This window comes from Archangium gephyra, from assembly GCF_042230915.1.
GTDB classification, from domain to species: Bacteria; Myxococcota; Myxococcia; order Myxococcales; family Myxococcaceae; genus Archangium; species Archangium gephyra_B.
Genome location: NZ_CP102578.1, coordinates 1,466,892 through 1,489,655, shown reverse-complemented (window position 1 = coordinate 1,489,655; position 22,764 = coordinate 1,466,892). Strand labels below are relative to the sequence as shown.

Sequence of the window (22,764 nt, the reverse complement as noted above, 5' to 3'; positions counted from 1 at the left end):
GCCCATGTTCTCCGACTTCTTCATCCGCCGGCCCATCTTCGCCAGCGTCATCTCCATCCTCATCACGCTGGTGGGGGCCATCGCCATCCCCAGCCTTCCCGTCGAGCAGTACCCCAACCTCGCGGCGCCGCAGGTGACGGTGACGTCCACGTACATCGGCGCCTCCGCCGAGGTGGTGGAGAGCGCGGTGACGACGGTGCTGGAGCGCCAGCTCAACGGCCTGGAGGGCATGCGTTACATCTCCTCCACCAGCAGCAACAACGGCACCAGCCAGATCACCGTCACCTTCGAGCCGGAGCGGGACCTGGACGTCGCCGCGGTGGACGTGCAGAACCGGGTGGCCACCGCCTCGGCGCGGCTGCCCGCCGAGGTGAACGCGCTGGGCATCACCATCAACAAGACGCAGTCGCAGCTGCTCATGTCCTTCGGGCTGTATGACAAGGAAGGGCGCTACGACACGGGCTTCATCAGCAACTACGCGGACGTCTATATCCGCGACGCCCTGCTGCGCGTGAACGGCGTGGGCGACGTGCGCATCTTCGGCGAGCGCCGCTTCGCCATGCGGCTGTGGTTGGACCCCACGAAGCTGGCGAGCCGGGGCCTCACCGCGCAGGACGTGGTGGCGGCGCTGCGCGAGCAGAACGTGCAGGTGGCCGCCGGACAGGTGGGCCAGCCGCCCTCGCCCCAGGGGCAGACGTATCAAATCAACGTGCAGGTGCTCGGCCAGCTCTCCACCCCGGAGCAGTTCGGGGACATCGTCCTGCAGCGCGGCGAGGACGGGACGCTGGTGCAGATGAAGGACGTGGGCCAGGTGGAGCTGGGCGCGGAGAACTACAACCAGCTCCTGCGCTTCAACGGCCGGGACGCGGTGGGCCTGGGCATCTTCCAGCTCCCCGGCTCCAACGCGCTGGCGGTGCGCGAGGGCGTGGTGGCCGAGCTGGAGCGGCTCAAGGGCAACTTCCCGCCGGGCCTCCTCTACCAGAGCGCCTTCGACACCACGCGGGCGGTGGAGGCCTCCATCGACGAGGTGCTGCGCACGCTGCTGGAGGCCATCGCGCTCGTCATCTTCGTCATCTTCATCTTCCTGCACGGCTGGCGCAGCATCCTCGTGGTGGCCACGACGCTGCCGGTGTCGCTGGTGGGCACCTTCGCCTTCGTGAGCGCGTTCGGCTTCTCGCTCAACACGCTGACGCTCTTCGGCCTGACGCTGGCCACGGGCCTGGTGGTGGATGACGCCATCGTGGTCATCGAGAACGTCGAGCGCGTCATGGTGCAGGAGAACGTGGACGCGCGCGAGGCGTCGCACCGGAGCATGAAGCAGGTGGGCGGCGCGGTGGTGGCGACGGCGCTGGTGCTCTCGGCGGTGTTCGTCCCGGTGTCCTTCTTCCCGGGCACCACGGGCACCATCTACCGGCAGTTCGCGCTCACCCTCGCCTTCTCCATCAGCCTGTCGGCCCTGGTGGCCCTCACCCTGTCCCCCGCGCTGTGCGCCCGGCTGCTGCGCGCCCACGAGGGAGAGAAGTGGCGCATCTTCCGCTGGGTGGACCAGAGCATGAACGCCTTCCGGCGCGGCTACGCGCGCTTCCTGGGCCGGCTGCTGGCCCCCACCCTGCGCTGGGTGGTGCTGGGCGCCTTCGTGGTGCTCATGGGCCTCACGGCGCTGCTCTACCGCGTCACGCCCACCGGCTTCATCCCCGAGGAGGATCAGGGCTACCTCATCGTCGCCGTCCAGGGCCCCGAGGGCACGTCGCTGGACTACACGCGGCAGGTGCTCATCCAGGCGGAGGAGGTGCTGCGCCAGCAGAAGGAGGTGGCGGACATCTTCACCGTGGGCGGCTTCTCGCTGCTGGGCACCGGCCCCAACTACGGCGTGCTCTTCATCAACCTCCACCCGTGGGAGGAGCGCGAGGAGAAGGAGCAGAGCGTGGCCGGGCTCCTCAACCGGTTGCGGGGGCCCTTCGCCTCCATCCCCGGAGCGCGGGTGCTGGCCTTCCAGCCCCCCTCCATCCGCGGCGTGGGCAGCGTGGGTGGCTTCGAGTTCGTCCTGGAGGACCAGCAGGGCAACCACACGCTGGACGAGCTGGCGGCGGCCACGCAGCAGCTCTCGGCGCGGGCCAACCAGTCACCGGAGCTGCGCAGCGTCTTCTCCTCCTATACGGCGAGCACCCCGCTGCTCAACGTGTCGGTGGACCGGGAGAAGGCCAAGGCGCTCGGCGTGCAGCTGGACGCGCTCTACTCCACGCTGCAGGTCTACATGGGCAGCCAGTACGTCAATGACTTCACCTTCGCCAACCGCGTCTACCGCGTCTACGTGCAGGCGGCCATGCCCTTCCGCAACGAGCCCAAGGACATCTCCGCCTTCTACGTGCGCTCGGCACAGGGGGAGATGGTGCCCCTGGAGAGCCTGGTGAAGGTGCAGCCCGTCACCACCGCGCAGAACATCACGCACTACAACCTGTTCCGCTCGGCCGCCATCAACGGCCAAGGCGCGCCTGGAGTCAGCACGGGCCAGGCGCTCGAGGCCATGGAGGCCGTGGCCCACCAGGGTCTACCGGCCGGCTTCACCTTCGAGTGGACGGGCCTGTCACTCGAGCAGAAACAGTCCGGGGGCAAGGTGCTGCTCATCTTCGCCCTGGGGGTCGTCTTCGTCTTCCTGGTGCTGTCGGCGCAGTACGAGAGCTTCGCCCTGCCCTTCGTCATCATGCTGGCGGTGCCGGTGGCCATCCTCGGCGCGCTGGGCTTCCAGTTGCTGCGAGGGCTCGCCAACGACGTCTTCTGCCAAGTGGGGCTGCTGATGCTGGTGGGCCTGTCCAGCAAGAACGCGGTGCTCATCGTGGAGTTCGCCGAGCAGCTGCGCCATCAAGGCAGGAGCGTGGTGGAGGCGGCCATCCAGGCGGCGGACACGCGGCTGCGGCCCATCATCATGACGTCCTTCGCCTTCCTGCTGGGCGTGGTGCCGCTGGTGCTGGCCACGGGCGCGGGCGCCGCCTCGCGCAAGTCGCTGGGCACGGCGGTGTTCGGCGGCATGCTGCTGTCCACCTTCGTCAACCTCATCTTCATCCCCGTGCTGTACACGCTGGTGGAGACGGCGCGCACGAAGCTGCTCAAGCGCCATGAGCACGGCACCCCGCCGCCGACGGCCCCGGGCGGTGATGGGCACACGCCGCGTCCGGCCTGAGTGCCGCGCCTGCCTGAGCCGCGAAAAAAAAACAGCGGCGGACAAGCCTTCTGGGGAGGCTCATCCGCCGCGCACCACAGCGGGCCACCAGAGGAGGAGGTTGGCGGCCCGTGTACCGGTGTAGGCCTCCCTAAAGCACTCAGCGTGCCAGCAGCCAAGTCCTCGATATTGCTGGACCCCCAACACTGACCCGGTGCGTCAGGGCTCCACTTTCCGCCGCGCGGATGTAACGCGCTGTGACAAAATCACCGAAATCCCCTGGAATTTCAGGACTTTGCTCAGGCGGAGCACGTCTGTCCCAGAATCGGACAGCCCTGTCCGGAAACAGGACACTCCGCGCCCCTCCTGCCATCCGCCGCACCGGGAGTCGCACGGACAGCAACGCGGGACGGAGTCAGTTGGTAGATAGACAGCGACCCTTCCCAAGGATTCCCGTGATTCGCGCCGCCAGGCACATCGAGAACGTCCGATACGCCATCCGCAACGTCGTGGCCGAGGCGAGCCGCCTGGAGGCTCAGGGCCAGCGCATCCTCTTCCTCAACATCGGGGACCCGCTGAAGTTCGACTTCCAGACGCCGCCGCACCTCATCGAGGCGGTGCACAAGGCGATGCGGGACGGCCACAACGGCTATGCGCCCTCGGCGGGAATCCCGGCCGCGCGCGAGGCCATCGCCCGCGAGTGCACGCGCACCGGCATCCCCGGCATCATGCCCTCGGACGTGGTGGTCACCAACGGGGCCAGCGAGGCGCTGGAGCTGGCTCTCACCGCCCTGCTGGAGCCCGGCGAGCGCGTGCTGCTGCCCTGCCCCGGCTACCCGCTCTACAACGCCCTCATGGCCAAGCTGAACGCCCAGGGCGTGCCCTACACCCTGGACGAGGAGCGCGGCTGGACGTTGGACCTCGAGGAGATCGACGCGCTGTGCACCCCCGGCACCCGCGCGATCCTCCTGTGCAACCCCAACAACCCCACGGGCGCGGTGCTCGGCCGCGAGGTGCTGGAGGGGCTGCTGGAGATCGCCCGGCGGCGCGGGCTGGTCATCCTCTCCGATGAAATCTACGACAAGCTCCTCTACGACAAGGACCACACCCCCACCGCGTCGCTGGCGGCGGACGTGCCCATCATCACCTTCAATGGCCTGTCCAAGGCGTACCTGGCCTGTGGTTGGCGGATGGGGTGGCTCGTCTTCTGCAATTCGCACCTGATGCCGGAGCTGAAGAGCGCGGTGATGAAGCTGGCGGACGCCCGGCTGTGCGCGCCCGCTCCGCAGCAGTACGCCATCCAGCCCGCGCTGGAGGGGCCGCAGGAGCACATCCCGGAGATGATGAAGCGGATGCGCTCGCGAAGGGACCTGATGGTGCGCCGCATGAACGCCATCCCCGGCCTGTCCGTGGTGGAGCCCGCCGCCGCCTTCTACGCGATGGTCCGCCTGCAGTTGCCCGGCGTGACGGACGACGAGCAGTTCGTGCTGTCCCTGCTGCGCGAGACGGGGGTGCTCTTCGTGCACGGCAGCGGCTTCGGGCAGAAGGCGGGCACGCACCATTTCCGGGTGGTGTTCCTCCCCCCGGAGGACATCCTCACCACCGCCTTCGACCGGCTGGACGCCTTCGTCCGCGACCGCTACCGCTGAGCTTTATTCCAAGGGGGGCCGCGCGTGTGCCCCTCACCCGTCCGGGGGAGGACCGGGGGACGGCTCCGGGCGGGCACTGGAACGCGGGCCGCGTGTTATGGAGGCAGCATGCCTTCCCGACGTCCTGAAATCCTCGCACCCGCGGGAGACCTCGATTCACTGCGCGCGGCGCTCGCCGCCGGTGCGGATGCCGTCTATTTCGGGTTGGACGAGGGCTTCAACGCCCGCGCCCGTGCCGACAACTTCTCGCTCGAGCGCCTGCCCGAGACGATGGTGCTCGTGCACCGCGCCGGGGCCCGCGCCTACGTGACGCTCAACACGCTCGTCTTCGAGCCCGAGCTGCCCCTGGTGGAGCGCATCCTGCGCCGCGTGGCCGAGTCGGGCGTGGACGCCCTCATCATCCAGGATCCGGCCATCGCCCTGCTGGCCCGCGCCATCTGCCCCCAGCTGGAGCTGCACGCCTCCACGCAGATGACCGTCTCCAGCGCCGAGGGCATCCGCTTCGCCCGGGGCCTGGGCGTCACCCGCGTCGTCGTCCCGCGCGAGCTCTCCACCGCGGAAATCCGCCGCCTGGCCAGCCAGACGGACATGGAGCTGGAGGTCTTCATCCACGGCGCGCTCTGCATGTCCTGGAGCGGCCAGTGCCTCACCAGCGAGGCCTGGGGCGGGCGCTCGGCCAATCGCGGCCAGTGTGCCCAGTCCTGCCGGCTCCCCTATGACCTGGTGGTGGACCACCAGACGCGCGACCTCGGCGACGTGCGCTACCTGCTCAGCCCCAAGGACCTCGCCGGCGTGCGGGCCGTGCCCGACCTCGTGGACATCGGCGTCCACAGTCTCAAAATCGAGGGCCGCCTCAAGGGCCCGCAGTACGTGACGACCACCGTGCAGGGCTACCGGCGGTGGGTGGACGGCGTCGTGGCGGGCAAGCCGGATGAGCGCCAGCTCGAGAAAGACCTGGCCGACATGTCCCTCACGTACAGCCGGGGCTTCTCCAATGGCTTCCTCGGGGGCTCGGACCACCAGACGCTCGTCGAGGGCCGCTTCCCCAAGCACCGGGGCCTGTACCTCGGCCGCGTGCGCTCCGTGTCCGGCAAGGAGGTGTTCGTCACCCCCGACGAGCGCCCGTGGACCGGTGGCCTCGGCCTGGGCGAGCAGCGCCCCGAGGCGCCCAGTGGCCCCATCGCCTCGCCCCTGCCGGGGGGCGAGCCCACTCCGGCGGCGGTGGATCCGCGCCCGGGCATGGGCGTCGTCTTCGATGCGAACGCCCCCGAGGACAAGCACGAGCCGGGAGGCCCCATCTTCCGCGTGGAGCGCAAGGGCCAGGGTTGGGTGCTGGGCTTCGGCCACCCGGGACCGGACCTCGGGCGGGTGGCGCCGGGGCAGCGCGTGTGGCTCAACAGCGACCCGTCCCTCGCCCGCCGGACCGAGGGCCTGCTCGCCCACGGTGAGCCCGAGGGCCGCATTCCGCTCACGCTGAAGGTCTCGGGCGCCGAGGGCACCCCGCTGCGCCTGCACGCGAGCGCCTGGGGGCACGAGTGCTCGGCCGAGAGCCCGACGCCGCTCACCGCGTCCCGGGGCAAGGGCCTGGACGAGGCGCTGCTGAAGGACAAGCTGGGCGCCTTCGGAGGCACGCCCTTCACGCTGGCGCGGCTGGACTGCGCGGAGCTGGCGCCGGGCCTGCACCTGCCCGTGTCGGAGCTCAAGGCGCTGCGCCGCGACGCCGTGGCGGAGCTGACCGCGGCGGTGGAGCGGGGCCACCAGCGCACGGTGGTGGAGACGCCGGTGCTGGAGCAGGTGCGCGCCTCGCTGCTCGCGCGCGTGCCCGAGGTGGCGGCCGAGGAGACACCGCGCCTGCTGCCGATGTGCCGCAACGACGCGCAGCTGGAGGCGGTGCTTGCCGCCGGCCTGCGTGAGGTGGAGCTGGACTGGATGGAGATGGTGGGCCTGCAGCGCGCGGTGGAGCGGGCGCGGGCCGCCGGGCTGCGCGTGACGATCGCCACGGTGCGCGTGCAGAAGCCGGGCGAGGAGGGCTACGACGCGCGCATCGACAAGCTGCGTCCCGACGCGGTGCTGGTGCGCCACTGGGGCGCGCTGATGCACTTCCTGGAGCGGCCCGCGGGCCAGCCGCGCCCGGTGCTGCACGGGGACTTCTCGCTCAACGTCACCAACTCGCTGACGGCGGCGCACCTGCTGGGCCTGGGGCTGGACACGCTCACCTTCTCGCACGACCTGGACGAGACGCAGCTCTTCTCGCTGCTCGACCACACGCCGGCGCACCGCTTCGCCGTGGCGCTGCACCACCACATCGCCACGTTCCACACGGAGCACTGCGTGTACTCACACACGCTCTCCAACGGGCGCGACTTCAAGAGCTGCGGCCGCCCGTGCGAGAAGCATCAGATTTCGCTGCGGGACCGCATCGGGCTGGAGCACCCGGTCATCGTGGACGTGGGCTGCCGCAACACGGTGTTCAACGCGCAGGCGCAGAGCGCGGCCTCGCTGGTGCCGAAGCTGCTGGAGCGCGGAGTGCGCCGCTTCCGGGTGGAGTTCGTGCGCGAGTCCCAGGAGGAAGCCACGCGGGTGCTGGGTGCCTACCAGGAGTTGCTGGCGGGACGGATCTCCCCGGCGGAGGCGGTGCGGCGCACGGCTGTCCACGAGCAGTTCGGCGTCACGCGGGGCACGATGAAGGTGCTGAGCACCCCCCCAAGTGCCCACTGAGCACCTTCCCCTGAGCAACTTCCCCTCTCCCCCTGGGAGAGGGACGGGGTGAGGGTGCCCGGACCCGTCCTCCCCGCCGTGCCTCAAGTCCCCGAGGCCCGTGAAGCCGCCCGTGCACTCGCGGGCGCGAAGGCCTCGACGACGCCGGACAGGTCCTCGATGACGAGCGCGCGGACGATCTTCCCGGCGCGGAAGTCGAGGACGAAGGCGAACTCGCTGTAGCAGGTGCGTCCGGTCTTCTTCACGACGAAGTGCTCGTCACCGAGGACGATGACCTGGTCGCCATTGCCGACGAAGTCCCAGGTGTTCACCTCCTGGACCTCGAGCACCTGCTCGAGCCGCTCGAAGTACTCGAGGATGGCCTGCCTGCCGCGGAACTCCCCGCTCAGGGGCGTGCCCTTGGGGAGGGACAGCTTGTAGACAGCTTCCTCATCCATCGCCTCGAGGAGAGGCTGGTTGCTGCCGAGCCGGGCCATCTCCTCGAAGATGTGCCGGGTCCGCTCCACGTTCTTCTTCGCTTCGGACACGTCGATTCCCTCTGGGCACTGCGGAGGAGGCAACTCTGCGCCCGAGCGGGAGACACAGCCATGGCCCCCCCTCGTGTAGAGTTGGCGGCATGACGGTCGCCATCATTGGATATGGCCGCTTTGGCCGCGCACTCGGCTCGCTGCTGGACGAGGCGGGCATCGGTTACCGGGCGTGGGATACGGCGGCGGACATCCCCCCGGCCCACCGCGCCGGCTCGCTCCAGGAGCTGGTCACCGGGGCCGAACAGGTGGTGGTGGCCGTGCCGGTGCCGAAGATGAAGGAGGTGCTCCAGGCGCTGAGCCCCTACCTGAAGCCGGAGCAACTGGTGCTCGACGTGGGCAGCGTCAAGGTGAAGCCCGTGCAGGCGATGAACGAGGTGCTCGGCACACGGATACCGTGGGTGGGCACCCATCCGCTCTTCGGTCCGCTCAGCCTCGCCATGGCCGAGCGCCCGCTGCGCGTCGTCATCTCTCCCAACCCGCTCCACCCGGACGCGGCCCCTCGGGCCCGGGCCTTCTTCGAGCGGCTGGGCTGCGAGGTCATCGACCAGACGCCCGAGGGCCATGACCGGGTGATGGCGCACACGCACGCGCTCACCTTCTTCGTGGCGAAGGGGATGGTGGACGCGGGCTCGGGGGTGGACGTGCCCTTCGCGCCCGCGAGCTTCAAGGCGCTGTCGCGCACCATCGAGATCGTCCGTTCGGACGCCGGGCACCTCTTCACCGCCATCCAGCACGAGAACCCCTTCGCGCAGGAGGCGCGCAGGCACCTGCTGCATGCGCTCGAGACCATCCACCAGGAGCTGGAGGCGATTCCGCCCGAAGCGGCCACGCCGGACACGCCCGGCATGGAACTGCCGGCGCTCGAGACGGGCATGCCGGAGCTCAAGGAGACGCGCGAGCACATCGACCAGCTCGACCGCGAGCTGGTGGAGCTGCTGGCACGGCGGGCGGAGCTGGCACGGCGGGCGATTCGCGCCAAGGCCGAGGTGGGCCAGCCGGTGCCGGACCCGGCCCGGGAGGACGAGGTGATCGCCACGCGCCGGGCCTGGGCCACCGAGCTGGGGCTGGACCCGGACGGCGTGGAGTCCATCTTCCGCGCCGTGCTGCGCTTCTCCCGGCGCGCCCAGCAGACGAAGGAGTGACCCCGCTTCTCAGGGCAGCAACGATTGAACGGGCGAGAACCGACTGGCGATTGTCCCATCACCGAGCTGGCCGTAACTATTGTTGCCCCAGCTCCAGATGGTGCCGTTGGAGCCCAGCACCAGCGAGTGAACATAGTCGGACGCCAGGGCGGTGACGCCGGTGAGTTCTGGCACCTGCCCGGGCCAGGGCCGGTCGATCCTTGTCCCATCGCCGAGCTGGCCGGCACTATTGTCGCCCCAGGCCCAGACGGTGCCGTCGGAGCGCAGCGCCAGCGTGTGGTGCTGACCGGCCGCCAGGTCGATGATGCCGGTGAGGCCTGGCACCTGCCCGGCCCAGGACCGGCTGATGAGTGTCCCATCGCCGAGCTGGCCTTCTCTGTTATCACCCCAGGCCCAGACGGTGCCGTCGGAGCGCAGCGCCAGCGAGTGGTACTGACCGGACGCCAGGGCGGTGACGCCGGTAAGGCCTGGCACCTGCCTGGGCGAGGACTGGTTGGTGAGTGTCCCATCGCCAAGCTGGCCGTGTCTGTTATCACCCCAGGCCCAGACGGTGCCGTCGGAGTGCAGTGCCAGCGTGTGGAACTGGCCAGCTGCCAGGGCGGTGACTCCGGTGAGGCCAGGAACCTGCACGGGCGAGGACCGGTCGGTCTTTGTCCCATCGCCGAGCTGGCCGACAGCGTTCCAGCCCCAGGCCCAGACGGTGCCACCGGAGCGCACCGCCAGCGAGTGGGTATCCCCGGCCGCCAGGGCGGTGGTGCCGGTGAGGCCTGGCACCTGCCCTGGTGAGGACCGGCTGGTAAGTGCCCCACCGCCGAGCTGGCCGAAGTAGTTCGAGCCCCAGGCCCAGACGGTGCCATCGGAGCGCAGCGCCAGCGAGTGGTACTGACCGGCCGCCAGGGCGGTGATGTCGGTGAGGCCTCGCACCTGCACGGGGGAGAGCCGGTCGGTGATGGTCCCATCGCCGAGCTGACCGAGGGCATTGTCACCCCAGGCCCAGACAGTGCCGCCAGAGCGCACCGCCAGCGTGTGGAAAGAACCGGCCGCCAGGACCTGCCCGCCAGGGGCCGGGCCATAAATGGTCCCCGGATCGAACAGCTCGGCGGAGGACAGGGGGGAGCCGGCCCAGCCGCCGGTGACGACCACCTTGCCCGAGGACGCCAGCAGCGTGGCGGTGTGGTTGCCTCGCGCCGAGGCCAGGGACGCGGTGGCGCTCCAGGTGCCCGTCCCCGCGTCGAACAGCTCCGCCGAGGAGAGCGCGGTGGAGGCCAGGCCGCCCGCGACGAGCACCTTTCCAGAGGACAGCAACGTGGCCGTGTGGCTCGCGCGGGCCTGGGCCATGGAAGACACGGCGGCCCAGGTGCCCGTCGCCGGGTCATAGAGCTCCGCCCTGGAGAGGGCGCCACCGGCATTCTGGCCACCCGTGACGAGCACCTTTCCGGAGGGCAGCAGCGTGGCGGTGTGCTCGTAGCGCGCGGTGGACAGCGCGCCGGTATAGGACCAGGCACCGGTGGCCGGGTCGTACAGCTCGGCGGTGGGGGTGGCGCCGCCGGCCCAGCCTCCCGTGACGAGCACCTTTCCGGATTGGAGCAGCGTGGCCGTGTGGCTGCGGCGCGGCTCCCTCAGGGGGGCGGCGGAGGACCAGGTGCCCGTCGCCGGGTTATAGACATCCACGTTGTCCCAGGCGCCGCCCACGTTGAGGCCACCGGCGACGAGGACATTGCCGGACTTGAGCACGGTGGCGGTGCTGTAGGCGCGGGCCCGCGAGGTGGCGCCAGCGGAGGCCCAGGTGCCCGTCGCCGGGTTGTACAGCTCGGCCGTGGCGGTGGTGCCGCTGGACGTCTCGCCGCCGACGACGAGGACACTTCCGGACTGGAGCACACTGGCGGTGTGCGCCTCGCGGCCGAGCGCCATCGAGCCTGTGGTGGACCAGGTGCCCGCCGCCGCGTCGTAGAGTGTCGCGGTGGGCAGATAGCTGTCGTAGCTCCAGCCTCCCACGACGAGCACCTTGCCGGACTGAAGCGCGGTGGCCGAGTGGTAGACGCGCTGCTCGGCCAGCGCGTTCACCGGCTGCCAGGTGGCGCTCAGGAACGAGCGCTGGGTGGACAACGTCTCCTCGGGCGGGGGCGAGACCGCGTTACACGCGGTCCCCGCGAGCAGGAACCCCGTGATCAAACACATCATCCGCGTGAACAATGCACGTCTTGATGCCGTCATGAATGCGCTCCTCGAATCGTCATAATCCCTTGTCATGCCGAGCGGGAACACACCGGCGCCAATCCTCACCCAGGTTGTGATTGCCGCGCAGAACCAAAGCAATACAGGTACTCCCGGTTCCACGCCGGGTCTCGTCTGGCTCAGGCGCCCGTGAGCACTCCGGCGAGCCGCGGTGCGAGCGGAACGGCCACCGCGTGGCAGATCGCCAGCAGCCCGTCGCAGGTGCGATCCCAGCTGCGTTGGCGGGCATAGGCGGGCCCCTCCCGGCGCACCCGGGAGGCGAGCGCCTCGTTGCTGACCGCGTGGTTCATCGCGACCGCCATGTCCGCCGGCTCCAGCGGGTCGCAGATGATGCCAAGCTCCCCGACCACCTCGGGGAGCGCGCCGGCCCGCGCCGCTACCACGGGCCGGCCCGCCGCCAGCGCCTCCAGGGCCGGGAGGCCAAAGCCCTCGCACAGCCCGACCGCCATCACCGCGGCCGCCCCCGCGATGAGGCCCGGGAGGAGCTCCTCGGCCACATAGCCGAGCCACCGGACCCGGGTGCCCAGCTCCAACCGTTGAATCTCGGCCTGGATGAGCGCCTCGGCGCCCCAGTCCGATCCGGCGAGGACCAGGAGGTGGCTCCTTCGCGCGGCGGAGGCCGCATAGGCGCGCAGCAGCCGCAGGTGGTTCTTCCCCGGGTGCTCGAGACGCGCCGGGTAGAGCACATAGGGCTCATGCAATCCCAACCGGGCGCGCACTTCGGCCACGCGGACGTCCTCCAGGGGCACGAACCGCTCCGTGTCGACACCGTTGGCGACGACGTGGATGTCCTCGGCCGGGCGGCCCAGCACCCGCGCCACGTCCGAGCCGGTCGCATGGCTGACGGCCACCACGGCATCCAGTGAGGCGAAGGCCTTCGGCAGCAGGTACTGAACGTAGCTGGTGCGGAGCCGGTCGTACTTCCCGGGCAGCTTGAATTGGGCGAGATCGTGGATGACCCCCACGGTGGGCAGTCCGGGGCGCAGGGTCGCTCGGCGATTGGCCGCCGGGAGCAGCAACACATCCGCCCCCTCCGCGCGGGCCCGGGCTCCGCTCCGGGTGAGGTACCACGCCGCGCCGAGCGCCGGGCGGTTCGTGAACTCAGGGATGAAGGACCGCCCCGTCTCACCGAGGACATCCTCATAGGCCTCGAAGTCCCTGCGAGTACCGATGGCGACCAGACTGCCCCCCGTCTCCGACAGCCTGCGCTCCAGGCGCGGGAGCAGAGCGCGCGTATACGTGCCGAGACCGGAGCGCCCCCAGTCGGTTCCTCCCAGTGTGATGGCCAGTCTCATGCCGCGGCCTCCCCCGGGCGGGTGGCGCGCACCACGCGAGCGGGCGCGCCCACGGCCACGGAGGCCGGTGGAATCTCCCCGCGCACCACGCTGGCCGCGCCGATGAGGCTCCCCTCTCCTATCCGTGAGCCGGCGAGCACCGTCACCCCATTGGCCAGCACCACCCCCCGGCCGATCCGCGTCCGCTGACTGTTCTGCAGCGTCACTCCATGCAGGAGGGTGCAACCGGGGCCCAGCTCCACGCCCTCGCCGATGATGATGTTGAACGGGTGGGGAAGGCGCAGCCCGGGGCCGATGGCGTCGCTCCACACGTCGATGTGGAATCCCAGACGCAGCAGGGTGGACAGGCCCAGCGAGGTTCCAATTCCTCCTCGCAGCGCGGCCCCCATCCGCAGCAGGCCCATCGCCCAGAGCGATGAATCGAGCCAGGCCGTCACTTCAGGAATCCGCGAGCCGCGGGCCCGGCATGCGTCAACGACGCGGGCATGGTCTGACTTCAGGGCCACGAGGGGGACACGAAAAGCATGACAAGACTTCGAGAGCGAACCCATGGGCCCCTTCTCAGCAAGAGAGTTCTGTTTTCAGCAGTCCCTTGCGAGCGCCGTTCCAACCCGCAAGGCATTGCATCAGCCCTTGCTTCCCTGCTCGCCTGCTCCCCAGCCATGTTTATGGGTTGGAAAAGGAATGAGCCTCATTTTGAGATGCGGTTGTCGTCTCATTCCCGGACGTCTCAGATTGAGACATCCCACGGGTTTTCGACAGACAGGCCCCCGGCGCTCCGCAGTGCCGCGTGGGAGCGCGAGCGGGGGCTCTCCGGCACGGAACGGGATGTGCAGATAGAAAATTACAGGAAGCCGGACGACCGACCGGGCGCATGCTGCGCGTCTTGGGGGGGAAGAAGTCCGGCTCGGACCGGGAGGAAGTGCGGCTGACAGGTCAGGCTGTCCTCTCCGTCACCGCACGCTGCCTCAGGAGATGACCTGCCGTGACCGATGATTTCACTTGTCATACCAAGCATCCCGTAGCGATTGTGAGCAACGATAGCGAGACCCGGCAGCGCTTGCGGACCTGGATTGAGAAGGCTGGCTTCGACGTGGTCGAGCTCGCGCGGGGGCTGGAGGCGCTGGGGGAGGGCAGCGCCGAATGGACGGCCATCTATCTGGATCTCGACCTCGAGGACATGGCGGGGATGGACCTGCTGCGGCACCTCCGGGCGAGGGACGTCCTGCTCCCGGTGCTCGCCGTCGCCGCGGACCAGAACATCGACTCGGCGATCCAGGCCGTTCGTCTCGGGGCGTATGACTACGTGACGAAACCCTTCGATGGACAACGCGTCATCCAGGCGCTCCAGCGGGTAGCGGAGTACCGGCGGCTGCGCTGTCAGTCGCAGCGGCCCGGGCAGCTCCAGGAAGAGGAGCGGCTCATCGGTGGCATCGTGGGCCTGAGCGCCCCGATGCAATCCCTGGCACGGCAGCTCCAGCGGATTTTGCAGGCGGACATCCCCGTGTGCATCTTCGGCGAGACGGGGACCGGCAAGGAGCTCGTGGCGCGCGCCATTCACGAGCAGGGCATCCGGGCCCGGGGGCCCTTCATCGCCGTCAACTGCGCGGCCTTCGCGGAGTCCCTGCTCGAATCGGAGCTCTTCGGGCACGAGCGGGGAGCCTTCACGGGCGCCGTCACCGCCCACCGGGGATTCTTCGAGCAGGCCCAGGGGGGCACCTTGTTCCTCGACGAGGTGGGGGAGATGAGTGCCCCCACCCAGGTCCGGCTGCTGAGGACCTTGCAGGAGCGCATCATCCGGCGGGTCGGGGGGACCGCGGAGATCCGCATCGACGTGCGCATCATCACCGCCACCCACCGCGACCTCCTGGCGGAGGTGAAGGCCGGCCGCTTCCGCGAGGACCTCTATTACCGGCTGGCCGTGTATCCCGTTCATGTGCCTGCGCTCCGGGAGCGGGCTTCCGACATCCCGCTGCTCGCCAGGTACCTCTTGAAGAAGTCGGGTGGAGAGGGCCGGGGCCGTCCGAGTCACCTCAGCCACGAGGCCCTGGACGCGCTCATCCGCTACCGCTGGCCCGGCAACGTGCGCGAGCTGGAGAACATCATCCAGCGGGCCACGCTCTCCTGCGATGGGCCGCAGATAGAGCTCGCCCACCTGCCGGCGGAGCTGCGCGCGCTCGTGCTCCCCGCCATTCCCGAGAGCCTGCCGCGTCCACTCCGGGCCCCGCTCGAGCCGCTCCACGATGCCGGCGGGGTCGTCCCGCTCCGGGAGCTGGAGCGGCGGGAGATCCTCAAGGCGCTGGCCGTGACGAGGGGGAGCGTGACGAAGGCCGCGAAGCTGCTCGGGCTCGGCCGGGCGACGCTCTATCGCCGCCTGGGTGAGCTGCGCATCCCCGCCGTGCCCGAGCGTGAGGCATCCTCTCCGGAGGACTCGTTCCAGCGGACACCGCGAGCGGCGGGTAGTGCGTAGGAGGACTTCATGATCCGCATTCCTTGGAGGGGGGGGTGAGCCAGAAGCCTGGAACGTCGCCGACCTGATCTGGCGAATCAGCAAACTCGGTGCCGAGCCCCAGGACGACGAAGCCGATTCGCGCCTCTCCCCCGAGCACCCGGCGGACCGCCGCGAGCTCGAAGAGGGAGTGGGCTCCCGCCTCGACCAACACCAGGACCCTGGCGCTCTGGCGGACGGTGCGGCGGAGCACCTGGATGGAACCGGGCTTGTCCCAGACCACCAGCGTGGCATCCCGGACCGGGACGCTTTCTCGAAGAGAGACGGCGGCTCCCGGTTCGAGACGCGCGGCGAGTTCCACCGCCCGGCTCGCGCGGGCGGGGTCGAGCGCCAGCAGGAGCGTGGAACCGCTCGCTCCCGAGAGCGGCTCGCCCAGGTCCAGGGCAAGCTCCTCCAGGCCCTCGGCACTCGTGGGCCAGGCCGAGGCGGCGACGGCCGGAGCGCCGCCCCAGAAGGCGAGCTCGGCGGGAGTCCACAGCTTGAGTCCCCGCAGGGCCAGGCCCGCGCAGACCAGCGCCGCGCACAGGCTCGAGAGGAGCGGGAACGCGATGGCCACCAGGCGGCGGTAGGAGCGCGCCGGCAGGGTGGGCAGCGCGGCTTCGTCCAGCACCCGGAAGCCGGCGGCGGCCTGATGCACCGTGGCCTCGGCTTCCCGCTGCTCGGCCTTGAGCCCGCTCAGCCGGTTCTCCGCGAGGTGGATCTCCGCGAGCAGGAGGCTGGCCTGTCCCTCCAGCGCGGACAGCCGGGCGACACGCTCCCGCGCGGCGTCCTCCAACCGGCTGAAGGACTGCCACTTCTTCTGGGCCGCCTCCCGCCCCACGTTCGCGTCGACGAGGCCCTGTTGGAGGAAGCTCCAGTGGGGGTTGGTGCCCACCGTCTGGTCGATGAGCTCGGGAGCGCCGGAGCGCCTTGCCTCGAGCGCCGCCACGGCCGCGGCGAGCCCCTGGACCTCGGGGTGCTCGTCGGAGAGGCTGGCGCGGCGGGCGGTGAGCTCCGTGCGCAGCACGACCAGCTTCTGCTCCGTGGCGCGCGACTGCGTCTCGGAGAGGACCACCTTGGGGTGCTCGCGATGGGCCGCGGAGCGCAAGAGCGCCCCCCGGGCCTCTTCCGACCCCATCTCGACGTGGCTGCGGTGCACCTCGGCGCGCAGGAGGGCCGCCTCCTCGATGGCCGCCTGCCGGTCGAGTGCGAGGTCCGAGATGCCGTGCTCCTGTCTGAAACGGTCATACCGCTCCCGCGCGCCCGACAGTGCGTCATTCACGCGCGAGATCTCCTCACCGAGGGCCCGGAGCCGCTCCTCCGCGCGCGCCCGCTCGAGCGCGGTGCGGCCATCGAGGAAGACCTGGGTGAGGGTCGCGGTGAGCCGCATGGCCTCCTCGGCGCTGCCGGCCTTGCCCTGGATGAGCAGGATGTTCGAGTCCCGGGCCGCGTCCGCGTCGATCCTCCGAGCCAGGGACTCGAGCGTCAGGGACAGGCCCATGCGTTGGCGGACCTCCGCGAGGGCGGTGGGCAGTTTGATCGTATCCACCAGGGTCCTGAAGTCCCGCTGGGGATTGGTGGAGACGAAGGTGGGTGGCGGCTCCCAGACCAGCACGGCCTGGGCCGTGTATTCGCGGGGGGCCCAGGTCATGGCGATGACGACGCCGATGGGAATCCCGGCCAGGAAGGTGAGCGCGATCAGCCGCCAGCGGTGCCGCAGCGCCCGCACGACCCGCCTCACCTCCAGGGGATGGCCCGGCCGCGCCTGCGCATCGGCTCGCCCGGAGGAGCTTCCGGGCACGCTGGACACCTCGTCATCACCTGGGGCGAACACCAGGAAGCTCTCCCATCCGCTGCAGTCCCTCCACGGGCTGCACCCCGTATGCCAGTGCTCCGCGTGGTGCGCTTCTTGCGAGCGGGCGCGGCCATGAGCCGCTCCTCCCTCCTCATGCTCGGCGCACTCCTGGCGCTCTGCGCCTGTCACGCGAATCTCCTGCCCGTGCCCACCCGGCCGGCGGAGGATCCTGACTTCACCGTCGAGGCCGTGCCCGAACCCGCCGGGATGGAGCCGGTGGCTCCCGGCACCTTCCGGCTGCAGCCGGGGGACGTCCTCGCGCTGCGGACGATCTCTCCAGCCCCCCTGGAGGTGCCCCGCCTCAGCGTCGATGACGCCGGACTGCTCCACGCGCCCCTGACAGGGGCGGTGCCGGTCGCGGGGGCCTCCCTCGAGGAGGCCGAGACCCGGCTCCAGGAGCGGCTGCGGCGCTTCGATCGTTTTGGGATCGTCTCCCTGACAGTGGTGGAGCCCGCCGGGCATCGGGCCAGTGTGTTGGGCGCCATCTCGAAGCCGGGCACGTACACGCTCGGCGGGCTCACCCGCGTGAGCGATCTCCTGGCGATGGCCGGAGGGCTCAAGTGGACCGAAGGAGACGCGGAGGCCGTGGAGCTGGCCGACCTGGAGGCCGCGCGGCTGCTTCGCGACGGCGAGCCGCTGCCCATCAGCATCCCCCGCGCGCTCACGGGTGACGCGAGACATGATGTGCCCGTGGCCCCCCGGGATGTGTTGTTCGTGCCCGCCCTGCGGGGAGCGACGGTCCGCGTCCTCGGGGAGGTCAGGGGCCCCCGGCTCGTTTCCTGGCGCCAGGGACTGCGCTTGAGCGAGGCCCTCGCGCTGGCACAAGGCCTGACCTCCGACGCGGATGCGGCCGACGTGCGGGTCATCCGGGGTCCGCTCTCGGCGCCGCGGTTCTACCAGGCCCGCTTCACGGACCTGCTCCAGGGCCGGGCAACGGATGTCGAGCTCGCGCGCGGTGACATCGTCTTCGTGACGAAGCACTGGTTCGCCTCGGGGACGGAGGTGCTCCAGCGCCTGCTTCCGCTGCTGGCCGTGGGGACGGCGTTCGCGTTGTGAAGTCCCGCCCGTCTCAGGATGAGACGAGCGCTCGTCTCGGATTGGGAAACCCACCCTCCGGCCCCCTCCGCCCGCGAGCGATGAGCGGGAAGCACCAGCCCGGCACCCTTCGTGCAATCCCCCTGGACGAGGAAGAGCCCCATGCACCGCCGCGTCCTGGTCGTTTTCGTCGATGCCCTCGGGCCCTCCCAGCTGGAGGCCGCGGGGGGGCTGGGGGGCCTGCCCTACCGGGGCCGGCTGCGCGGCATCCTCGGCTATTCATGCGGGGCCCTGCCCACGCTCCTCACGGGAGTGCCACCGGCGCGCCATGGGCGCATGTGTCTCTTCGCCCGGGCCACTGACGGAGACGGCGTGCTCGCGCCACTGGCGTGCCTGGGCTTCCTCCCGCGGGTGCTCCACGAACGGAGCCGGGTGCGCCGGCTCGCCGCGTGGATGCTGGCCCGGCGGGCCGGACTCACCGGGTACGTGGAGCTCTACCGGGTACCGCCCGCCCTCTTCCGCTGGCTGGACCTGCCGGAGCGGGAGGACCTCTTCACCGCCGAGCGGATTGGCGGCGCCGAGACCTTCCTCTCCGAAGCGCGGCGGGCCGGGCTGCGGGTCTTCGCCGCCCCCTGGCAGCTCCCGGAAGACGCGCGCTGGGCGCACACCGAGGAGGTCCTCCGCGCGCAGCGGCCCGACCTGGCCTTCGCGTACGCCACCGAGCTCGATGGGGCACTCCACCGGACTGGCAACGGCAGCGCGGACGCACAGCGGGCCACCCGGCGCATCGCCGCGCGCATCCAGCGGGCCGCCGAGACCCTGCGGGCAGGGGGCGGCGAGGTGACCACCATCGTGGTGGGGGATCATGGAATGGCGGACATCGGCCGGGTGATCGACCCGCGAGGGCTGCTGCGGCGGCTCCACGGCGTGCGCGCCTTCGTCGACAGCACCATGTTGCGCGTCTGGGGAGAGGACCGGGCGCTCGCGCGGGCACGGGAGCTGCTGGAGGGGGCGGAGCTGCCAGGACAGTGGCTGGACACGCGGGCCCTCGAGGCGCGGCAGGCCCCCACCCGCGGCGCGCCCCACGGCCAGGCCCTCTTCCTGCTCCAGGAGGGAGCGCTCTTCGCGCCCAGCTTCGTGGGAGGCGCGATGCGAGGCATGCATGGCTATGACGTGGACAGCCCCTCCGCGTTCGCCGCCGTCGCCTCGGACACCCCCATCCCGGAGACCTGCCGGGCCCTGACGGATGTGGCGCCCTGGGTGCGCTCGCTCCTGGGGTTGTCCGTTCCGTCCGTGCTGCCCCCGGGGGACAGGGGAAACGAGGAAGTGACATGGGACGTGGTCTGAAGATCGCCTGGATCAACGAGCTCGCGCTCCCCACCGGGGGTGCCGAGCGGTACGTGCGGGATACCGCACAGGAGCTCGCGGCGCGGGGCGTGCGCTCCTTCCTCTTCTATGAAGTGAAGGCCTCGCCCGTCCCCTCGCCCGCGATGTTGGCCCCTTTCGAGGGAGGCTTTCCCATCATCGATCTCGAGCGCCAGCTCCGGGCGCTGGCACCGGACGTGGTCTACGTGCACCGTCTCAGTGGGCTCGCGGCGCCCTATGCGCTCTCGGCGCTGCCGTACCCGGTGGTGCGCTTCTTCCATGACCATCGGATGTTCTGCCTGCGCGAGCACAAGTACACGGCGCTCACCCAGACGCCCTGCCAGCGGAGCATCGGCGCGGCCTGCTACTCCTGCCTCGGCTTCGTCTGCCGCTCGGAGACCTGGCCCGGGGTCCGGTTCGCCTCGCTCCGGAAGCTCCGTGCCGAGCAGACCGTGGCCCGCCGCCACGAGGCCTTCGTCGTGGGCTCCCGGTACATGGCCGAGCACATCGCGGCCCACGGCTTCGACCGCTCGCGCATCCACGTCCTCCCGCTCTACGCCCGGGTTCCACCGCCCCCGCGTGTCCTGGAGCCGCGCCGGGAGGACCTGCTGCTCTTCGTGGGGCAGCTCACCACGGGAAAGGGCCTCGACGTCCTGCTCCAGGCCCTCACGCGGACCGTCCACCCCTGTCAGTTGCACGTGGTGGGACGAGGGCGGCAGGAGGAGAAGCTGCGGGCCCTGACGCGGGAGCTGGGGCTGGCCGACCGGGTGCACTTCCTGGGCTGGCTGGAGCCCGAGGCCCTCTCGGCCCACTACCGGCGGGCCACCTGCGTCGTCTTCCCGAGCCGGGCCCCCGAGACCTCCGGCCTCGTTGGAATCGAGGCCATGGCCCATGCCACCCCCGTCATCGGGGGGACCCTGGGAGGAATGGGCGAGTGGCTGGCCCATGGCCAGACGGGCCTCGGGGTGCCGCCCAATTCGCCTGACGCGCTCGCCGCGGCCATCGATCAACTGTTGGGAGACTCCTTCCTGCGGAGCCGGCTGGGCCACAATGCCCTGCGGGCCTTCGAGGAGCGGTTCCGCCCCGAGCACCACGTCTCCCAGCTGCTGACCGTCCTGGAGTCGCTCGCCGGGGAAGGCAGGATGTCCGCATGAGCGGGGCACGCTTCACCCTGCGGGGCTCCCTGGCCGTCGAGGCGGAGATCGCCGGGCTCGTGAGGCAGGCCGCCACGACCCTGGGCGCACACCTTCCCCCTGACAGGCTGCGAACCCTGGCCCTCATCGGGGGCTACGGCCGTGGCGAGGGGGGCGTCGAGCGGCGGGGGGAACGGGAGCGGCCCCACAACAACCTCGACTTCCTCCTGGTGCTCGAGCGGCCGGAGCGCCCGGGGTTGAAGGAGCTCCTCGACCAGGCCCTCGCACCGCTGCGAGAGCAGTACGCGATGGGGATCGACCTCGGCCTCGTCACGGTCCGGGCCCTCCGCCGGGCTCCCTGCCGGGTCATGTGGTACGACATGCGGTACGGCCACAAGACGGTGCTCGGGGATGCCTCGTTCCTGCCCTCGCTCACCCACTTCACCCGCGAGGACATCCTGCCCGACGACGCGCGGGATCTGTTGATCAACCGCGGCACGCTGCTGGTCATCAACGACGTGCTGCTGGAGCAGCGGGGATGGGATGAGGCGCGGCGGCGCGCGGTCCTCCGGCATGCGGCCAAGGCGATCATCGGCTATGGCGATGCGCTGCTCTTCTTCCACGGGAAGTACCACTGGAGCTACGTGGAGAAGCAGCGCCGCATGGCGGAGCAACAGGACGTGCCGGAAGGCTTCCGCCGGCTCTACGGCGAGGCCACGGCCTTCCGTTTCGAGCCGGACTATGAGCGGCTGGCCACGCGTGAGCTGGTGCCGTGGCTGGAAGAAGTGCGCGAGCAGCTCGCGCACATCCACCTCGCCTGTGAAGCGGCCCGGATGGGGCTGCCCGGGCTGCGGTGGGACGGCTACCTCGAGCGCGCACTCGGCCACGCCCTCGGGGCGGGTGGCCTCGAAGCACGGGTGTGGATGCGGAAGCTCCGCGACGGGGTGCGCTTCCGCAGCCCCACTCCCCCGGAGCTGGGTTGGCGTGAACGGCTCGGACTGCGCCTGGGGGGACCCCGGGGGTTGATGGCGGCCGTGTTTCCCTGCGTCGCCTACGGGGTGGGGAGCGAGCGGGACCAGGAGCTGGCGCGACAGGCCCTGGGCAGCTCGAGCCGGGAGTCCGGCCTGCGGCGCTCCTACCTGCGCTGCTGGGGAGACTTCGGGGATGCGAACTTTTCGCTCCTGGCGCGAGCGCTCGGCCTGGAGCTGTCCGCCCGGGAAGAGGCCCGGTCGTCATGAGTGCAAGCGTCACGGTCATCATGCGCTCGAAGAACGCCGCCTGGGTCATCGGGCAGGCCCTGGCGGGGCTCTTCTCGCAGCGCCTCAAGGATTTCGAGCTGCTCGTCGTGGACTCCGGCTCGACGGACGCCACGCTGGACATCGTCAGGCGCTTTCCCTGCCGGCTGATCCAGATCGAAGCCACCGAGTACTTTCCCGGCGCGGTCCTCAACCGGGCCATCCAGCAGGCCCGGGGAGAGCTCCTCGTCTTCCAGAACTCCGACGTGGTACCACTGACGCCCCAGGCGCTCGAGCAGCTCCTGGAGCCCCTCGAGGCCGGCGAGGCCGACGCGACCTTTGCCCGGCAACTCCCGCGGCCAGAAGCGCATACCTGGGTCCGGCGGGACTACGCCGTCGCCTTCCCCTCCCATGGAGAGCCACCCTCCTGGATGGCGTACTCGTTGCCCTTCGCCGCGATGAGGCGCACCGCGTGGGAGCGGCACCCCTTCTACGAGGATGCCTGGGGCTCGGAGGACACGGAGTGGGGACACTGGGCACGGAACAACGGGCTCGGCGTGCGCTACGTGCCGCAATCGCTGGTCATGCACTCGCACAACTACACCCTCCGGCAGCTCTACGGGCGCCGCTTCATCGAAGGAGAGGCGGACGCCTTCATCTTCCGGGACCGGATGTCCCTCGGGCGGCTCGCCCGCGGCCTGGGAAGCGCGTGGATGCATGACGCCGAGGCCCACCTCGCGGCACGTGACGCCCTGGGGCTGCTCCTCTCGATTCCCCGGCGTTTCGTGTACCACTGGGCCTATCTGCAGGGGCACAGGCTGGGCGAGCGGCGCAGAGCGACAGGAAACCAGGACGCGAGCATCGGGCAACAGGTGGTGCTCGAGCGCTGGTGACCCCCTCCAGCGCAAGGAGCAGCGGCGAGGCGAG

At 70.5% G+C, this 22,764-nt stretch carries 15 protein-coding genes; 10 read left to right on the top strand and 5 right to left on the bottom strand.

Annotation, left to right across the window (positions count from 1 at the left end; all coding sequences use genetic code 11):
• Positions 1-4 precede the first annotated feature (4 nt).
• The 3 genes from NR798_RS06075 (at position 5) to NR798_RS06065 (ending at position 7,524) form a co-directional block, all read left to right on the top strand.
• On the top strand, positions 5-3,178 hold the full coding sequence (locus tag NR798_RS06075) for an efflux RND transporter permease subunit (protein ID WP_375770466.1): 3,174 nt from the start codon (positions 5-7) through the stop codon (positions 3,176-3,178).
• Positions 3,179-3,612: 434 nt separating this feature from the next.
• Positions 3,613-4,806: an aminotransferase class I/II-fold pyridoxal phosphate-dependent enzyme gene (locus NR798_RS06070; RefSeq protein ID WP_375770465.1), complete on the top strand. Its 1,194-nt coding sequence runs from the start codon at positions 3,613-3,615 to the stop codon at positions 4,804-4,806.
• 108 nt (positions 4,807-4,914) lie between these two features.
• On the top strand, positions 4,915-7,524 hold the full coding sequence (locus NR798_RS06065; protein WP_375770464.1) for a DUF3656 domain-containing protein: 2,610 nt from the start codon (positions 4,915-4,917) through the stop codon (positions 7,522-7,524).
• A gap of 83 nt (positions 7,525-7,607) precedes the next feature.
• Here the strand turns inward: NR798_RS06065 and NR798_RS06060 are convergent, their stop codons facing one another.
• Complete coding sequence (locus NR798_RS06060; protein WP_375770463.1) at positions 7,608-8,051, bottom strand: nuclear transport factor 2 family protein; 444 nt, start codon at positions 8,049-8,051, stop codon at positions 7,608-7,610.
• Positions 8,052-8,140: 89 nt separating this feature from the next.
• Between NR798_RS06060 and NR798_RS06055 the strand changes: the two genes are divergently transcribed.
• Positions 8,141-9,196 carry a prephenate dehydrogenase/arogenate dehydrogenase family protein gene (locus NR798_RS06055; protein ID WP_375770462.1) on the top strand — a complete coding sequence of 352 codons (1,056 nt, stop codon included), beginning with the start codon at positions 8,141-8,143 and terminating at the stop codon, positions 9,194-9,196.
• Positions 9,197-9,205: 9 nt separating this feature from the next.
• Here NR798_RS06055 and NR798_RS06050 read toward each other — a convergent pair whose 3' ends face one another.
• The 3 genes from NR798_RS06050 to NR798_RS06040 form a co-directional block, all read right to left on the bottom strand.
• Positions 9,206-11,368, bottom strand: a complete 2,163-nt coding sequence (locus tag NR798_RS06050; protein ID WP_375770461.1) for a kelch repeat-containing protein — start codon at positions 11,366-11,368, stop codon at positions 9,206-9,208.
• 182 nt (positions 11,369-11,550) lie between these two features.
• Positions 11,551-12,726, bottom strand: a complete 1,176-nt coding sequence (locus NR798_RS06045) for a glycosyltransferase family 4 protein (RefSeq protein ID WP_375770460.1) — start codon at positions 12,724-12,726, stop codon at positions 11,551-11,553.
• Positions 12,723-13,232: a serine O-acetyltransferase gene (locus NR798_RS06040; RefSeq protein ID WP_375770459.1), complete on the bottom strand. Its 510-nt coding sequence runs from the start codon at positions 13,230-13,232 to the stop codon at positions 12,723-12,725. The genes NR798_RS06045 and NR798_RS06040 overlap by 4 nt, the downstream gene beginning before the upstream one ends.
• A 479-nt stretch (positions 13,233-13,711) precedes the next feature.
• Between NR798_RS06040 and NR798_RS06035 the strand changes: the two genes are divergently transcribed.
• On the top strand, positions 13,712-15,196 hold the full coding sequence (locus NR798_RS06035) for a sigma-54-dependent transcriptional regulator (protein ID WP_375770458.1): 1,485 nt from the start codon (positions 13,712-13,714) through the stop codon (positions 15,194-15,196).
• Positions 15,197-15,203: 7 nt separating this feature from the next.
• On the opposite strand, the gene NR798_RS06030 is transcribed toward NR798_RS06035, so the two are convergent.
• On the bottom strand, positions 15,204-17,048 hold the full coding sequence (locus NR798_RS06030; RefSeq protein WP_375770457.1) for a GumC family protein: 1,845 nt from the start codon (positions 17,046-17,048) through the stop codon (positions 15,204-15,206).
• Positions 17,049-17,141: 93 nt separating this feature from the next.
• Between NR798_RS06030 and NR798_RS06025 the strand changes: the two genes are divergently transcribed.
• From NR798_RS06025 to NR798_RS06005, 5 genes are all read left to right on the top strand, one after another.
• Positions 17,142-18,125: an SLBB domain-containing protein gene (locus tag NR798_RS06025; RefSeq protein WP_375770456.1), complete on the top strand. Its 984-nt coding sequence runs from the start codon at positions 17,142-17,144 to the stop codon at positions 18,123-18,125.
• 141 nt (positions 18,126-18,266) lie between these two features.
• A complete protein-coding gene (locus NR798_RS06020; RefSeq protein ID WP_375770455.1) occupies positions 18,267-19,451 on the top strand; it encodes an alkaline phosphatase family protein in 1,185 nt (394 codons plus the stop codon).
• Complete coding sequence (locus NR798_RS06015; RefSeq protein ID WP_375770454.1) at positions 19,436-20,623, top strand: glycosyltransferase family 4 protein; 1,188 nt, start codon at positions 19,436-19,438, stop codon at positions 20,621-20,623. The genes NR798_RS06020 and NR798_RS06015 overlap by 16 nt, the downstream gene beginning before the upstream one ends.
• A complete protein-coding gene (locus tag NR798_RS06010; RefSeq protein WP_375770453.1) occupies positions 20,620-21,840 on the top strand; it encodes a hypothetical protein in 1,221 nt (406 codons plus the stop codon). Before NR798_RS06015 ends, NR798_RS06010 begins: the two co-directional genes overlap by 4 nt.
• Positions 21,837-22,730 carry a glycosyltransferase family 2 protein gene (locus NR798_RS06005; protein WP_375770452.1) on the top strand — a complete coding sequence of 298 codons (894 nt, stop codon included), beginning with the start codon at positions 21,837-21,839 and terminating at the stop codon, positions 22,728-22,730. Before NR798_RS06010 ends, NR798_RS06005 begins: the two co-directional genes overlap by 4 nt.
• The last annotated feature ends 34 nt before the right edge of the window (positions 22,731-22,764 follow it).

Bases quoted from the DNA above. Each gene is read 5' to 3' on its own strand.
- NR798_RS06075 (WP_375770466.1), top strand. From the start codon at position 5: ATGTTCTCCGACTTCTTCATCCGCCGGCCCATCTTCGCCAGCGTCATC.
- NR798_RS06065 (WP_375770464.1), top strand. From the start codon at position 4,915: ATGCCTTCCCGACGTCCTGAAATCCTCGCACCCGCGGGAGACCTCGAT.
- NR798_RS06055 (WP_375770462.1), top strand. From the start codon at position 8,141: ATGACGGTCGCCATCATTGGATATGGCCGCTTTGGCCGCGCACTCGGC.
- NR798_RS06045 (WP_375770460.1), bottom strand. From the start codon at position 12,726: ATGAGACTGGCCATCACACTGGGAGGAACCGACTGGGGGCGCTCCGGT.
- NR798_RS06025 (WP_375770456.1), top strand. From the start codon at position 17,142: ATGAGCCGCTCCTCCCTCCTCATGCTCGGCGCACTCCTGGCGCTCTGC.
- NR798_RS06020 (WP_375770455.1), top strand. From the start codon at position 18,267: ATGCACCGCCGCGTCCTGGTCGTTTTCGTCGATGCCCTCGGGCCCTCC.
- NR798_RS06015 (WP_375770454.1), top strand. From the start codon at position 19,436: ATGGGACGTGGTCTGAAGATCGCCTGGATCAACGAGCTCGCGCTCCCC.
- NR798_RS06010 (WP_375770453.1), top strand. From the start codon at position 20,620: ATGAGCGGGGCACGCTTCACCCTGCGGGGCTCCCTGGCCGTCGAGGCG.
- NR798_RS06005 (WP_375770452.1), top strand. From the start codon at position 21,837: ATGAGTGCAAGCGTCACGGTCATCATGCGCTCGAAGAACGCCGCCTGG.